Here is a 13,223-nt window from a genome sequence, read left to right on the forward strand (position 1 = left end):
ATTTAAGGTATTGTGATAATTGCAGAAGATCGGTAGTCTGAGGTTCCTTATGTTATCTGATAATACTCTGGCATAAGGAACCTTTCATGGAACACCTCCCGGTTAAAACGACGCTGCGCATTGCGCTGGTTGGCGATTACAATCCTGACGTTATTGCACACAAGGCGATCCCGCTGGCCATTGACGACGCCGCCGCAGTCCTTGACCTCACCGCCGATTACGACTGGCTTGCCACCACGGAATTAACCAGTTCTGAGGATCTGGTGGGCTACGATGCCATCTGGCTGGTTCCCGCAAGCCCCTATAAAAATACCGAGGCGGCCTTTATTGCCGCACGCTACGCGCGTGAAAACAGCATTCCGTTCCTGGGCACCTGCGGTGGATTCCAGCATGCGTTGATTGAATATGCCCGTAACGTGCTGGGCTGGAGCGATGCCGCACATGCTGAGACGGATACTGAAGGTACGATGGTGATTGCGCCGCTGGCCTGCTCGCTGGTGGAAAAAACCGAAGCCATTGAGCTGCGCAATAATACGCTGATCGCGAAGGCCTACGGAAAGCCGGAAATCGTAGAGGGTTATCGCTGTAGCTATGGCGTATCGGCGGCATTTGCCCGGGAACTGGAGAGCGGTGATATGCGCGTGACGGGCTGGGACGAGCAGGGGGAAATCCGCGCGGCGGAGCTGGTGACCCATCCGTTCTTTGTGATCACCTTATTCCAGCACGAGCGTGCTGCGCTGGAAGGGCGTCCGGTGGTGCTGGTGCAGGCAATGCTGCGCGCGGCGCGCGGGTAAAAAAGGCAGACCCGATGGTCTGCCATCGTGTTTATCGGGGCGCGATTTCCCGGTCGCGCCCGGCAAGTACGCCGCAGATGGCCATGACGACAGCGGCCAGCGCGCAGGCGAGAAGCGGGATCCGCCAGTCTCCAGCCGAATCGTGAATTTTGCCCATCAGCGGCGGACCGCAGGCGGCGAGCAGGTAACCAATAGACTGCGCCATACCGGACAACGCTGCCGCCTGATGTGCGGAGCTGGCGCGCAGGCCGATGAACGTCAGGCCGAGGATCATCGTTGCCCCGGTACCAAAGCCAAACACCAGCGTCCACATCACCGCCATATCAGGCATAAACCACAAGCCTGCCGCGCTAACCGCGCACATCAGCCCAACCGCTCCGGCGATGGTTCGCTGATCATTCAGGCGATGGAGGACGAGCGGAACGGCAAGCCCCGGCACGGCCGTGGCAAGCTGTAAAAGGCCATGCACCGAGCCGGCCTGCGCTTCGCTGAAGCCGTGGCTTAGCAATATGGCCGGCAGCCAGCCGATGACAACGTAATAAATCAGCGAATTAATCCCCAGAAAGAGCGTCACCTGCCAGGCGAGTGCCGAGCGCCAGATCGCGCGGTTATGCAGCGCGCCGGCGCCCGTTACCGTTGCGACGTGTTTTTGGCGCCACTGCGGCAGCCAGAGCAACAGGGCAATCAGCGGAAACACCATCAGCATCAGCAGCGCGCCATGCCAGCCCGCATCACCCTGCGCCAACGGAACGATCAGCGCCGAGCCTAGCGCGGCAGAGACACCCATCGTCAGGGAGTAGGCGCCCGTAAGTCGGGCAACCTGGCCCGGGAAATCACGCTTAATTAAGCCGGGCAGCAGCACATTTCCGAGCGCGATCCCGCAGCCGATGACCGCCGTTCCGATGAAAAGCAGGGTTGCGGAAGGCAGGGAGCGAACCGCAATCCCGATGCAAATCAGCATCAGGGCGATAAACAGGCTGCGCTCCATGCCGATACGCCGGGCAACGCCTGCCGCGAGCGGGGAGACAAGAGCAAAGGCCAGCAGGGGCAGGGTGGTCAGCAGACCGGTCTGTGCCGTGCTTAAGCCATAATCAAGGCGAATGGTATCGAGCAGCGGGGCTGCTCCGGTAAAGGTGACGCGAAGCGTGGTGGCAATCATCAGAATGCCTGCAATCAACAGCGCGCCCTGTTTTCCTGAGGTGCGAAGAGCAGTAGTCATTGTGTTCTCATACGTTCAAGCGAGCGCACACAATACCGATTTTCTCAGTGGTTGAAATCAGGCTAAAATGACAGTTTATCGCTAATATCGGACAACCTGATGATTGGTCTGGGACTGGACGGCTACGATCCTGATAGCCAGCACGATGCGGCCGTCGCGTTTCGCATCCGCGTGGTGGCGGAAGAACAATATATTCCGCAGCATCAACACCGTAAGGGGCAGCTGATTCTGGCCCTTGGCGGCGCGATCACCTGCGAAGTGGAAAATGCCATGCTGATGGTACCGCCCCAGTACGCCGTCTGGATCCCAGGCCAAATGCCGCACAGCAACAGGGCCACGCCGGGGGCGCAGCTGTGCTTTTTGTTTATTGAGCCTGGCGCCGCCAGCCTGCCCGACCGCTGCTGCACCCTGAAAATTTCTCCCCTCGTGCGGGAGCTGATTTTATCCCTGGCGGAGAAAACGCGTGAACAGCTGCATCTTGCGGCCACCTCGCGCCTGGTGGACGTCCTGTTTGACGAGCTGCCGCTCCAGCGCCAGGAGCATCTGCAGCTGCCCGTCTCACCCCACCCTAAAATCCGGCTGATGAGCGAGAAGATGGCGGAAGAGCCCGCCGCCTGGCAGACGCTGGCCCAGTGGGCGAGCCACTTTGCGATGAGCGAACGTAACCTGGCGCGGCTGGTGGTCAAAGAGACCGGCTTAAGCTTTCGTCGCTGGCGTCATCAGCTGCAGCTGATTGTGGCGTTACAGCATCTGATAAGCGGGAAATCCGTACAGCAGGTGGCACAAACGCTGGGCTATGACTCCACCACCGCGTTTATCACCATGTTCAGGAAGGGGCTGGGCCAGACGCCGGCGCGTTACATGGCCAGCCTGACTATGACTTCCCGATAAACAGGGAAACCAGCCCTGCCGCAATCAGCGGGCCCACCGGCACGCCGCGGAAGAGCGCCACGCCGAGCACGGTGCCCACCAGCAGGCCCGCCACCAGCGAGGGCTGGCTGCTCATCAGCGTAACGCCGCGCCCGCCCAGCCACGAGACAAAAATGCCTACCGCGATCGCCATCAGCGATTTCCAGTTCACAAACGAGTGCAGCAGCGTCGAAGCGGGAAGCGTTCCGCTGGCGATGGGTGCCATCACCCCGATGGTTAGAATGATGATCCCGATGGTGAGGCCTTGTTTTTCTATCCACGGGAAAAAGGTGTTTAACGGGGTCACGCGCACAATTATCAGCACCAGAATCGAGATGGCGACGGTGGTGTTGTGGCTGATAAACCCGAGCGCGGCGAGAGCCAGAAGAATGAGCAGAGTAGGGTCAAACATGGGGAGTCCTTGCCAGAATAGTTACCCTGCTTACTGTACGCGGAAACGCGGCGGAGAACAGTTTTAAAAAGATTATATTGTTGTCATAACCTTGTCATTTGCGCGGATTAAAACGGAAGCAGGTATCGCAAAGGGGCCGCCATCATGCACGATCACATGTTTGTTGAAACGCTCATTATCTCCTCATCGTTTTTCGCTATTGCCGTGATTCTCGTCGCCTCCGTGCTGTTTCTGGAAAGAAGAGGCTAGCGCCGTCACGACGACGCTTTATGGAAGTTAACAAGCTCAGGACGGGCAATGCGCAGGTAATCCTGGGTATCCATGATCACGGATTTCTCCAGTAAACCGGCGTTAAAGGCGATTTCGTCGAAACGCTCGAACAGCAGCGGGTCGGCAACCAGCGCTAAATCAGGATGGAAGCTAAAGGGCGGAATAGCGCCAAAAACGCAGGCGGTCAGGGTATCAACCTCGGCCGGGCTGGCGAGGGAGGCCTTAAGCCCGCCAAAGTGGCTGGCAAGCTGGCTCAGATCGGCCTGCAGGTCGGCGGCCAGAATCGCCAGTACGTGTTTTTTAACGCCGTTGCCCTTCACTTTGCAGACCAGCGCTTTTGCGCCCTGGCGCAGATCGGTCCCGCGAATTTCACTCACCGCTTCGCATTTCCCCACCGCCTCGTGCTCCATGACGCGAAAACGCGCGCCCTGCGCGGTAAGTAAGGTGATCAGCTTCTGGTGGGTTCCAGCCCCAATAACGTCGTCAGTCATCACAATTTTCCCGGTCATAATCCAGTATGCAGCTTGCTACATTAGCACGGGATAAACGGGGTCGAAAGAAAACAGCCAGCGGATTCGCTGGCTGTGGGTTATGCGTTGCTGGTTGCAGATTGTTTGTGGAACAGCTCCCTGAACACAGGATAAATATCATCCTGATCGCGGATATGCTGCATGGCAAAGTTATCGAACATGGACTGCAGATGTTCATACTCCCGCCACAGGGTCTGGTGGGCGCGACGGGTGATTTCGATATAGCTGTAGTAACGCACCACCGGCAGAATTTTCTTCGCCAGGATCTCGTGACACAGCGGTGAGTCGTCGGCCCAGTTGTCGCCATCCGACGCCTGCGCGGCATAAATGTTCCACTGCGCCGGGTCGTAACGCTCTTTCACCACTTCATCCATCAGCTTCAGGGCGCTGGATACGATGGTCCCCCCGGTCTCCTGGGAGTAGAAGAACTCATGTTCATCCACCTCTTTGGCCTGGGTGTGATGGCAGATATAGACCACTTCCACGTTCTTATAGGTTCTGCTCAGGAACAGGTAGAGCAGGATATAGAAACGCTTCGCCATATCCTTGGTGGCCTGGTCCATCGAGCCGGAGACGTCCATCAGACAGAACATCACCGCCTGGCTGGAGGGTTCAGGCCGTTTTTCGTAGTTCTTGTAGCGCAGGTCGAAGGTGTCGATAAACGGCACACGGTCAATCTTCGCTCTTAGCTCGGCAATCTCTTTACGCAGGCGCTCCTCTTCCAGCAGCTGCGCCGGCTCCGTGTTTTCCACGACCTTCAGGCTGCTCTCCAGCTCGCGCAGTTCGCGACGCTTGCCTGCCGTCATGGCAGTGCGTCGCGCCAGCGAATTCTGCAGCGAACGCACAACGCTGATATTGGCGGGCACGCCTTTAGCGGTATAGCCCGCACGATGGGTTTTGTACTCGTTAAGCTGACGGTGCTGATTCTTTTTCAGATTCGGCAGCGCAAGGTCCTCAAACAGCAGGTCGAGATATTCATCTTTTGAAATCTGGAAAACGAACTCATCCTGACCTTCACCGTCCTGGCTGGCCTGTCCCTGACCGCTTCCTGAACCACCGCCGCCGCCCTGAGGGCGCTCAATTCTGTCGTTCTGAACGAAGTGGTCATTACCCGGGTGTACGCGATGGCGCAGGCCGCCGCGCCCCTGATGAAACATCGGTTCGCTGATGTCATCGGTAGGGATGGAGACAGACTCGCCGCTGTCGACGTCGGTCACCGAGCGTTTGTTGATGGCCTCGGAGATCGACTGTTTGATTTGCGCTTTGTAACGGCGCAAGAAGCGCTGGCGGTTCACCGTGCTCTTGTTTTTGCCGTTAAGACGCCGGTCAATAAACCAGGTCATATACCCCCCGTACTGCATTTGCCAACTTGCGTTTTTGTTGGCCCGGCAGGCGCAGGCGCTACCGGGCACTTGTTTTAGGACGATTTACGCACGCGCAGATACCATTCGCAGAGCAGGCGAACCTGTTTGCGGGTGTAACCTTTTTCCATCATACGGTCGACAAAATCGTCGTGTTTCTTCTGCTCGTCGGTTGAGGTTTTGGTGTTAAACGAGATCACCGGCAGCAGCTCTTCGGTATTGGAGAACATTTTCTTCTCAATGACCGTGCGCAGCTTCTCGTAGCTGGTCCAGTTCGGATTGCGCCCGTTGTTATGCGCTCTGGCGCGCAGGACGAAGTTCACAATCTCATTGCGGAAGTCTTTCGGGTTGCTGATCCCGGCAGGCTTCTCGATTTTTTCCAGCTCCGCGTTCAGGGATTCACGGTCAAACAGCTGGCCGGTATCCGGGTCGCGGTACTCCTGATCCTGGATCCAGAAGTCAGCGTAGGTGACATAGCGGTCGAAAATGTTCTGCCCGTATTCTGAATAGGATTCCAGATAGGCCGTCTGGATCTCTTTGCCAATGAACTCGGCGTATTTCGGGATCAGGTAGCCTTTCAGGAACTCAAGGTAGCGTTCAGCCTGTTCCTGCGGGAACTGCTCGCGCTCGATTTGCTGCTCCAGCACGTAGAACAGATGAACCGGGTTGGCCGCCACTTCCGCGTGGTCGAAGTTAAAGACGCGGGAGAGGATCTTAAACGCGAAACGCGTGGACAGACCGTTCATCCCTTCATCAACCCCGGCGTAGTCGCGGTACTCCTGATAGGACTTCGCTTTCGGGTCGGTATCTTTCAGGCTTTCACCGTCGTAGACGCGCATTTTCGAATAAATGCTGGAGTTTTCCGGCTCTTTCAGGCGCGACAGGATGGAGAAGCGCGACAGCGTTTCCAGCGTGCCCGGTGCGCATGGCGCGTGTACCAGCTCGCTGTGGTTAAGCAGTTTCTCGTAAATTTTGATCTCTTCGGAGATCCGCAGGCAATAAGGCACCTTGACGATGTACACGCGGTCAAGGAAGGCCTCATTGTTTTTGTTATTACGGAAGGTCACCCATTCAGATTCGTTCGAGTGGGCGAGAATAATTCCGTTAAACGGCAGGGCGGAGATACCTTCCGTCCCGTTGTAGTTCCCTTCCTGGGTCGCCGTCAGCAGGGGATGCAGCACTTTAATCGGTGCTTTAAACATCTCGACGAATTCCATAATCCCCTGGTTGGCGCGGCACAGCGCGCCGGAATAGCCATAGGCATCCGGGTCGTTTTGTGCGAAGTTTTCCAGCTTACGGATATCGACTTTACCCACCAGCGCCGAGATATCCTGGTTGTTCTCATCACCCGGTTCCGTTTTGGCGATAGCGATCTGCTCCAGGATGGATGGCCACACTTTCACCACCCGGAATTTTGTGATATCACCGCCAAACTCGTGCAGGCGTTTTGCCGCCCACGGCGACATAATGGTGCCGAGGTAGCGGCGCGGAATGCCAAACTCTTTATCCAGAATTTGCGCATCTTCCTGCGGATTAAACAGGCACAGCGGATGGTCGTTCACCGGGCTGCGCTCGCCGTTGGCGCTCAGCACGTAAATCGGCACGCGCTGCATCAGCGACTTCAGGCGTTCAGCCAGCGAGGATTTACCGCCGCCGACGGGGCCGAGTAAATAGAGGATCTGTTTCTTCTCTTCCAGACCCTGGGCGGCATGCTTCAGATAGGAGACAATCTGTTCAATGGCATCTTCCATACCATAGAACTCTTCGAACGCCGGATATCGGGCAACCACCCGATTCGAAAACAGACGGGAAAGCCGTGGCTCCAGGGCAGTATCAACCATGTTTGGCTCACCAATAGCCATCAATAGCCGTTCTGCCGCATTGGCATAGGCACTGCGATCTTGCCGACAAATGGTAAGAAACTCCTGCAGTGTGAACTCTTCGTCCTTGGCAGCTTCGTAGCGCTGGCGATAGTGATCGAATATATTCATGGCATGCCGTCCTTTCGTTTTTTAGCACAGGATAAGAGCCGTTCGTATGAGTAGTGGAGGCTCCCGGAAGAGAATCTCTCGCACCCCACTGCCAGAGCAGCAACCTGTGTGCCAGGTCAGACGCTAAGAACCGCAGGTGTTCAGGAAAACTCTTCTTAAATTTAAGCGTAGATGGCATTTGCCAAACTTGCATGCTGAGAAAAACTAATTTCAATGACATATCAATAACTCATCCAAAAATTTCCACCCTGGTTATAAGGCTTAAGCACGTTTTTCATTCAGCGGTCATATAAATGAAAGCGGGTTGTCATCTGAAAAGTTAAAAATAATGGGTTAATCAGACTGATTAGCAGGCAAAAAATTTTGGGATGTACGGGAATGGCGGTTACACTTCACCCGCTGATTATTTGACTACAGGAAAGAATGGATTGTGACCAAACTCAAACTTCTGGCATTGGGCATCCTTGCCGCGACCGCAGTTAGCACCGCTCAGGCGGAAAGTCAGTGGACGGTGGGTGCGGGCGTTGGCGTCATTAACAGCCCATACAAACAGTATGACCGCGACGTTTATCCTGTCCCCGTTATCACCTACGAAGGCGATAACTTCTGGTTCCGCGGTCTCGGCGGCGGCTACTATCTGTGGAACGATACGGCCGATAAGCTTTCTATCATGGCCTACTACGATCCAACGCACTTCAAGCCGGGAGACAGCGACAGCCACGCGCTTCGCCAGCTAGACAAGCGCAAAAGCTCCATGATGGCCGGGCTTTCATACGTGCATAACACCCAGTATGGCTTCCTGCGTACGGCCCTGGCGGGTGATACGCTGGATAACAGCAACGGCTTTATCTGGGATCTGGCGTGGTTGTATCGCTATACCAACGGTGGGCTCACCCTGACCCCGGGTATCGGCGTGCAGTACAACAGTGAAAACTACAACGACTACTACTACGGCGTCTCTAAAAACGAGTCTCGCCGCAGTGGGCTGAAAAGCTACAGCGCCGATGACGGCTGGGATCCTTACCTGGAGCTGACCGCGAGCTACAACTTCCTTGGCGACTGGAACGTCTACGGCACCGGCCGTTATGAGCGTCTGAGCGACGAAGTGAAGGATAGCCCGATGGTTGATAAGTCCTGGGCTGGCATCTTCTCTGTGGGTGTGACCTACAAGTTCTGATTGTGCATTATTGCGGTGCAATCTTTGCATCAAAACGGGGCGCTTGCGCCCCGTTTGCTTTAGTGTGGTGCAGCGACATTATCGCTTAACGATGCGGATCGTCTGCCCTAAACGAGACGGCTTTTCTTCACTCGCTTTTTGCGGGGTGGTCACGCAGGCCGTTTCCACGCAGACGAACGTTTTGTAACCGTCATCAGGAATGTCGGCCATGCTGATGGAGAGGGCAGGGCCCGGGTTCCAGCCCACCACGTTGCTGTGATGGTGATGAACCACCTCAATGCCGCGGTTCAGGGCACCGTCGTGGATCACGCTGCACGCTTCCGGGTGCAGATAGACGCGGTCGGTACGGTCCGGGAACGCCTGAATGCCGTCGCTCAGTTTGCCTTCCTTCGCGTTATCAACTTTGTCGATAAAGGTATCGCCAAGGCCGCTCACCTTCACAGCGCTGATGTCACCCACGTTGAAGTAGGTATGCAGGGCAGAGGTAGTGTCGAACTCGCCGTGGGCTTCCAGCTCAATCTCGCAGCTTTGACCCAGCTTGAAGCGGGCATACAGGGTGAAATCATGCGGCCACAGGGCGCGGGTTTCGTCATTAGCCTGCAGCTCAAAGGTCAGCACTGCGCCGTTGTCGTCTTCGTTATGCGCCTTCAGCGTCCACTGCTGGTTACGGGCGAAACCGTGCGAAGGTAAACCCGGCTGTGCGGACGGGCCAAACCACGGCCAGCAGATTGGCACGCCGCCGCGAATCGCATCCCCTTTTTTGAACGAGGTGGCGTCGCTCAGCCACAGCGCTTCCGCTTCGCCTTCCGGTTTCCAGGAGAGCAGGTGCGCGCCGTTCAGCGCCACGGAGGCTTTAACGCGCGGATGGTCAACGACGATAACGTCGGCACCGTCAATCTGACGGCGGGAGAGCACAGGGGTAAGTTGTTCGACTACCGGAAGTGCAAAAATTTTATTAATCATTAAGCAATCCTCTGTCTAAAAACAATAAAAAAGGCGACCGAAGTCGCCTTTTTGGATCAATCACTCATCTCAACTTATTTGGAGATGTGAGCGATCAGGTCCAGTACTTTGTTAGAGTAGCCAGTTTCGTTGTCGTACCAGGAAACCAGTTTCACGAAGTTGTCGTTCAGTGCGATACCTGCTTTAGCATCGAACACGGAAGTGCACACTTCGCCGTTGAAATCGGTAGATACAACGTCGTCTTCGGTGTAGCCCAGAACACCTTTCATTGCGCCTTCGGAAGCAGCTTTGATTGCTTTCTTAATTTCTTCATAAGAAGCAGCTTTTTCCAGACGAACGGTCAGGTCAACAACGGATACGTTAGGAGTTGGAACGCGGAACGCCATACCAGTCAGTTTGCCATTCAGTTCTGGCAGTACTTTACCTACAGCTTTAGCAGCACCGGTAGAGGATGGGATGATGTTCTGAGCCGCGCCACGGCCGCCGCGCCAGTCTTTGTGAGACGGGCCGTCAACGGTTTTCTGAGTAGCGGTGGTCGCGTGAACGGTAGTCATCAGACCTTCGATGATGCCGAAGTTGTCGTTGATAACTTTAGCCAGCGGTGCCAGGCAGTTGGTGGTGCAGGATGCGTTAGAAACGATGTCCTGACCAGCGTAAGTTTCGAAGTTTGCACCGCGAACGAACATTGGGGTGTTGTCTTTGGAAGGACCAGTCAGAACAACTTTCTTCGCACCCGCAGTGATGTGTTTACGTGCAGTTTCGTCGGTCAGGAAGATACCGGTTGCTTCAGCAACAACGTCAACACCGATTTCGTTCCATTTCAGGTTAGCTGGGTCTTTCTCAGCAGTAACGCGGATGGTTTTGCCGTTAACAACCAGGTGGCCGTCTTTCACTTCAACGGTGCCGTCGAAACGACCGTGAGTTGAGTCGTACTTCAGCATGTACGCCATGTATTCAGCGTCCAGGAGATCGTTGATACCAACGATTTCGATGTCAGAACGTTTCTGAGCAGCACGGAAAACAATACGGCCGATACGGCCAAAACCGTTGATACCTACTTTGATAGTCATATATTCCACCAGCTATTTGTTAGTGAATAAAAGGTTGCCTGTAAAATTACAAAAACCTTACGCAGCGTCAAGCGGAATCGTGTCAATCATTGCGACAAATCAATCCTGTGACTAACGTTTGTGCGACTGACTCGCCTCACTTTCCCTTTGAGCTTGCAACCACATGGGGGCTGCGCCCGGAATTTTAAAGTCCTCGCAGGATAAAAATGTGAACATGATCACAATTGCCTGACCGCCTTTTCGCGACACATAAGTTTAGAACAAAAGTGCACGCAAGGGTGTTAATGTTTTGTTAGAATCCGGGTTAAAAGATGTCTGTTTCTACAGCGAGATGTAAGCATATGTCGAACCAACGCAACCCTGACGATTTGAAAAAAAACCTCACAGAAATGCAGTTTTACGTGACGCAGAATCACGGCACGGAGCCGCCATTTACCGGGCGTTTACTGCACAATAAGCGAGACGGCGTCTATCACTGTCTGGTCTGTGATGCCCCGCTGTTCAATTCACAAACGAAATACGACTCCGGCTGCGGCTGGCCGAGCTTTTACGAGCCGGTGAGCGATGACGCAATCCGCTATCTGACGGACTCGTCGCACGGTATGGTGCGCACGGAAATTCGCTGCGGCAACTGCGACGCGCACCTGGGCCACGTCTTCCCGGACGGTCCTCAGCCAACGGGTGAGCGTTTCTGCGTAAATTCAGCTTCTCTGAGCTTCAGCGACGATGAAAACGGCGACCAGATCAAGGGTTGAAAAAACGATTCAGCAAATTATTCCTTTGAAAGGGAGAGATCGTGAATATTGAGGACATGATTAACGGGATGACCCCGGAAGTTTATCAGCGTCTGGTGACCGCCGTTGAGCTGGGTAAATGGCCCGACGGTGTGGCCCTGACGCCTGAGCAAAAAGAGAACAGTCTGCAGCTGGTGATGCTGTGGCAGGCGCGCAACAACACTGACGCGCAGCACATGACTATCGACACCAACGGTCAGATGGTGATGAAGAGCAAGCGCGAGCTGAAGGAAGATTTTGGCATCACGCCGAAGCCGATTGCGACGATGAAAATGCAATAACGGTGCGGGTTGATGCCCTTACACCCAGCCCTCTCCCACGGGGAGAGGGCTTGATGTCTTACTACTTATGCGGGATCCCGAGCGACTCCGCCAGCTGTTTCGCTAACTGATTATTGTCGTCCGCCCCGTACTCCCAGAACATCGCCCCGGCGAGGCCTTTCTCTTTGATGTAGTCCGCCTTGATCGCGACGGAACGCGGGTTCTCATACGAAATCGCAAACAGCGCGTTGCCATCGGCACCCTTTACCGAGAGCCACGGTACCTTCGCCTGGTCGTCCCAGTGCTCGGTAAAACGCTTCTGCGGATCGTTCAGCAGCTTCTTCACGATATCGTTGTACTTCACGTAGGTATCTTTGGTCAGGTCATAGCCGAGCGACTTGAACAGGCCGATCTCCTGCGGTCCAAAGTAGGGCTGGGTGACCGGATTTTTTTGCGCGTCCGGCTTGCTCCAGTCAATGCCCGGTTCAACCGCACGTTTCGGTACGCGGCCGTAAAAACCGATCCCCAGGTTCATCTGCTTTGGCTTAAGTCCGGCGGCCAGATAGTTGTTCACCACAAAATCGACGCTGTATTTATCGGCCGCAGCCACCGTTGGCCAGGCGCTGGAGTCATACAGGTTCGCGTTGAAATACTGAGTGCCGTACGCCATGTCGTAGGTCATCAGGTTGATGTAGTCGAGGAGCGGGGCGATGGCTTTGACATCCACCCAGCTTTTCGGACTTTCCGCATTCGCGCCCACCGCAATGGTCACCAGCTTTTTCTGCCCGAACGCGTCGCGCATCTCTTTCAGCAGGGCGGTGAAGTTATCCCTGTCGGCGGGCGTGCTTGCAACCAGCCCCCACGCGCCGTTGACCGGATACTCCCAGTCGAGATCGATCCCGTCCAGGCCGTATTTCTCAACAATCTCCTGCGCGGAGCGGATAAACACCGCACGACTCTCTTTGGTTGCCGCTGCGCCAGAAAAACCGCGCGCCCCCCAGCCGCCAACGGAGAGCAGGACTTTCAGGTTCGGGTTTTGTTTACGCAGGGTGGGGATGAGGGCCAGATCGGACGCCACTTTTGGCGACAGCCAGATTTGATGCAGTTTCGCCGGATCTTTCAGCGCGGCGTTGGTCTCGTCTTTCTCGTCGTTATAAACAAGCCCAAACGAGTAGTTCAGGTGGGTGATCTGACGAACGTCCAGCTTATTGATATCGCCACCCGGTCCGGCGGTGACATCGCCACCCCCGTTAAAGTAGCCCACGGACATCAGAGGCGCGGCGGAAGCAAGCGACGCGCAAAGCAAGGGTAATGCTGCCAGCAGGGGCAAACGTTTCATACAAGTTCCTCTTTGACTTAATAAAAATAACCACGCCACTGAAAAGGCGTGGCGAAAAAACAGCCTGTTGAGAATAGCATTGCCGCTTCGCCTGGGATGCGAGGGAGTTCACTTAATGGGAGATCGGAGCGGGT

14 protein-coding genes are annotated in these 13,223 nt (G+C 55.4%); 6 read left to right on the plus strand and 8 right to left on the minus strand.

Annotated features, from left to right (window positions below; all coding sequences use genetic code 11):
• The first annotated feature begins 86 nt into the window (after positions 1-86).
• Complete coding sequence (locus USG84_RS03280) at positions 87-794, plus strand: CTP synthase (RefSeq protein WP_061098536.1); 708 nt, start codon at positions 87-89, stop codon at positions 792-794.
• Positions 795-825: 31 nt separating this feature from the next.
• On the opposite strand, the gene USG84_RS03285 is transcribed toward USG84_RS03280, so the two are convergent.
• Positions 826-2,013, minus strand: coding sequence for a CynX/NimT family MFS transporter (locus tag USG84_RS03285; RefSeq protein ID WP_151413201.1), 1,188 nt, complete (start codon positions 2,011-2,013; stop codon positions 826-828).
• Between the two features lie 99 nt (positions 2,014-2,112).
• On the opposite strand from USG84_RS03285, the gene USG84_RS03290 reads away from it, so the two are divergent.
• Positions 2,113-2,904, plus strand: a complete 792-nt coding sequence (locus USG84_RS03290) for an AraC family transcriptional regulator (RefSeq protein ID WP_151413202.1) — start codon at positions 2,113-2,115, stop codon at positions 2,902-2,904.
• On the opposite strand, the gene USG84_RS03295 is transcribed toward USG84_RS03290, so the two are convergent.
• Entirely contained in the window at positions 2,888-3,334 is a 447-nt protein-coding gene (locus tag USG84_RS03295; protein WP_151413203.1) for a DUF441 domain-containing protein, read from the minus strand. The genes USG84_RS03290 and USG84_RS03295 overlap by 17 nt on opposite strands.
• 144 nt (positions 3,335-3,478) lie before the next feature.
• Between USG84_RS03295 and yoaI the strand changes: the two genes are divergently transcribed.
• Positions 3,479-3,583: a small membrane protein YoaI gene (gene yoaI / locus USG84_RS03300; protein WP_151413204.1), complete on the plus strand. Its 105-nt coding sequence runs from the start codon at positions 3,479-3,481 to the stop codon at positions 3,581-3,583.
• 5 nt (positions 3,584-3,588) lie between these two features.
• On the opposite strand, the gene USG84_RS03305 is transcribed toward yoaI, so the two are convergent.
• The 3 genes from USG84_RS03305 to yeaG all read right to left on the minus strand — a co-directional run bounded on the left by USG84_RS03305 (position 3,589) and on the right by yeaG (position 7,486).
• The gene (locus USG84_RS03305) at positions 3,589-4,095 is read right to left on the minus strand and encodes a YbaK/prolyl-tRNA synthetase associated domain-containing protein (protein ID WP_151413270.1); all 507 of its coding nucleotides are present in this window, start codon (positions 4,093-4,095) and stop codon (positions 3,589-3,591) included.
• 98 nt (positions 4,096-4,193) lie between these two features.
• A complete protein-coding gene (locus tag USG84_RS03310; protein WP_320738157.1) occupies positions 4,194-5,477 on the minus strand; it encodes a YeaH/YhbH family protein in 1,284 nt (427 codons plus the stop codon).
• A 74-nt stretch (positions 5,478-5,551) separates the two neighbouring features.
• On the minus strand, positions 5,552-7,486 hold the full coding sequence (gene yeaG / locus USG84_RS03315) for a protein kinase YeaG (RefSeq protein ID WP_014883443.1): 1,935 nt from the start codon (positions 7,484-7,486) through the stop codon (positions 5,552-5,554).
• A 430-nt stretch (positions 7,487-7,916) separates the two neighbouring features.
• Between yeaG and USG84_RS03320 the strand changes: the two genes are divergently transcribed.
• Positions 7,917-8,663: a MipA/OmpV family protein gene (locus tag USG84_RS03320; RefSeq protein WP_041910477.1), complete on the plus strand. Its 747-nt coding sequence runs from the start codon at positions 7,917-7,919 to the stop codon at positions 8,661-8,663.
• A gap of 78 nt (positions 8,664-8,741) precedes the next feature.
• On the opposite strand, the gene USG84_RS03325 is transcribed toward USG84_RS03320, so the two are convergent.
• Both USG84_RS03325 and gapA read right to left on the minus strand, forming a co-directional pair.
• Positions 8,742-9,626, minus strand: a complete 885-nt coding sequence (locus tag USG84_RS03325; protein WP_253541591.1) for a D-hexose-6-phosphate mutarotase — start codon at positions 9,624-9,626, stop codon at positions 8,742-8,744.
• Between the two features lie 74 nt (positions 9,627-9,700).
• A complete protein-coding gene (gapA, locus tag USG84_RS03330; protein WP_014831506.1) occupies positions 9,701-10,696 on the minus strand; it encodes a glyceraldehyde-3-phosphate dehydrogenase in 996 nt (331 codons plus the stop codon).
• A gap of 341 nt (positions 10,697-11,037) precedes the next feature.
• On the opposite strand from gapA, the gene msrB reads away from it, so the two are divergent.
• Complete coding sequence (gene msrB / locus USG84_RS03335) at positions 11,038-11,451, plus strand: peptide-methionine (R)-S-oxide reductase MsrB (protein ID WP_013097052.1); 414 nt, start codon at positions 11,038-11,040, stop codon at positions 11,449-11,451.
• A 41-nt stretch (positions 11,452-11,492) separates the two neighbouring features.
• The gene (locus USG84_RS03340; protein ID WP_061098531.1) at positions 11,493-11,771 is read left to right on the plus strand and encodes a YeaC family protein; all 279 of its coding nucleotides are present in this window, start codon (positions 11,493-11,495) and stop codon (positions 11,769-11,771) included.
• Between the two features lie 61 nt (positions 11,772-11,832).
• On the opposite strand, the gene USG84_RS03345 is transcribed toward USG84_RS03340, so the two are convergent.
• Positions 11,833-13,089 carry a glycoside hydrolase family 18 protein gene (locus USG84_RS03345; RefSeq protein WP_061098530.1) on the minus strand — a complete coding sequence of 419 codons (1,257 nt, stop codon included), beginning with the start codon at positions 13,087-13,089 and terminating at the stop codon, positions 11,833-11,835.
• Positions 13,090-13,223: the final 134 nt, after the last annotated feature.

It is taken from the genome of Enterobacter sp. 168J2 (assembly GCF_034107265.1).
Lineage (GTDB): Bacteria > Pseudomonadota > Gammaproteobacteria > Enterobacterales > Enterobacteriaceae > Enterobacter > Enterobacter nematophilus.

What these genes read in the sequence shown, in the direction of transcription:
- USG84_RS03280 (WP_061098536.1), top strand. Translation starts at nt 87, where the DNA reads ATGGAACACCTCCCGGTTAAAACGACGCTGCGCATTGCGCTGGTTGGC.
- USG84_RS03285 (WP_151413201.1), bottom strand. Translation starts at nt 2,013, where the DNA reads ATGACTACTGCTCTTCGCACCTCAGGAAAACAGGGCGCGCTGTTGATT.
- USG84_RS03290 (WP_151413202.1), top strand. Translation starts at nt 2,113, where the DNA reads ATGATTGGTCTGGGACTGGACGGCTACGATCCTGATAGCCAGCACGAT.
- USG84_RS03295 (WP_151413203.1), bottom strand. Translation starts at nt 3,334, where the DNA reads ATGTTTGACCCTACTCTGCTCATTCTTCTGGCTCTCGCCGCGCTCGGG.
- yoaI (WP_151413204.1), top strand. Translation starts at nt 3,479, where the DNA reads ATGCACGATCACATGTTTGTTGAAACGCTCATTATCTCCTCATCGTTT.
- USG84_RS03305 (WP_151413270.1), bottom strand. Translation starts at nt 4,095, where the DNA reads ATGACTGACGACGTTATTGGGGCTGGAACCCACCAGAAGCTGATCACC.
- USG84_RS03310 (WP_320738157.1), bottom strand. Translation starts at nt 5,477, where the DNA reads ATGACCTGGTTTATTGACCGGCGTCTTAACGGCAAAAACAAGAGCACG.
- yeaG (WP_014883443.1), bottom strand. Translation starts at nt 7,486, where the DNA reads ATGAATATATTCGATCACTATCGCCAGCGCTACGAAGCTGCCAAGGAC.
- USG84_RS03325 (WP_253541591.1), bottom strand. Translation starts at nt 9,626, where the DNA reads ATGATTAATAAAATTTTTGCACTTCCGGTAGTCGAACAACTTACCCCT.
- gapA (WP_014831506.1), bottom strand. Translation starts at nt 10,696, where the DNA reads ATGACTATCAAAGTAGGTATCAACGGTTTTGGCCGTATCGGCCGTATT.
- msrB (WP_013097052.1), top strand. Translation starts at nt 11,038, where the DNA reads ATGTCGAACCAACGCAACCCTGACGATTTGAAAAAAAACCTCACAGAA.
- USG84_RS03345 (WP_061098530.1), bottom strand. Translation starts at nt 13,089, where the DNA reads ATGAAACGTTTGCCCCTGCTGGCAGCATTACCCTTGCTTTGCGCGTCG.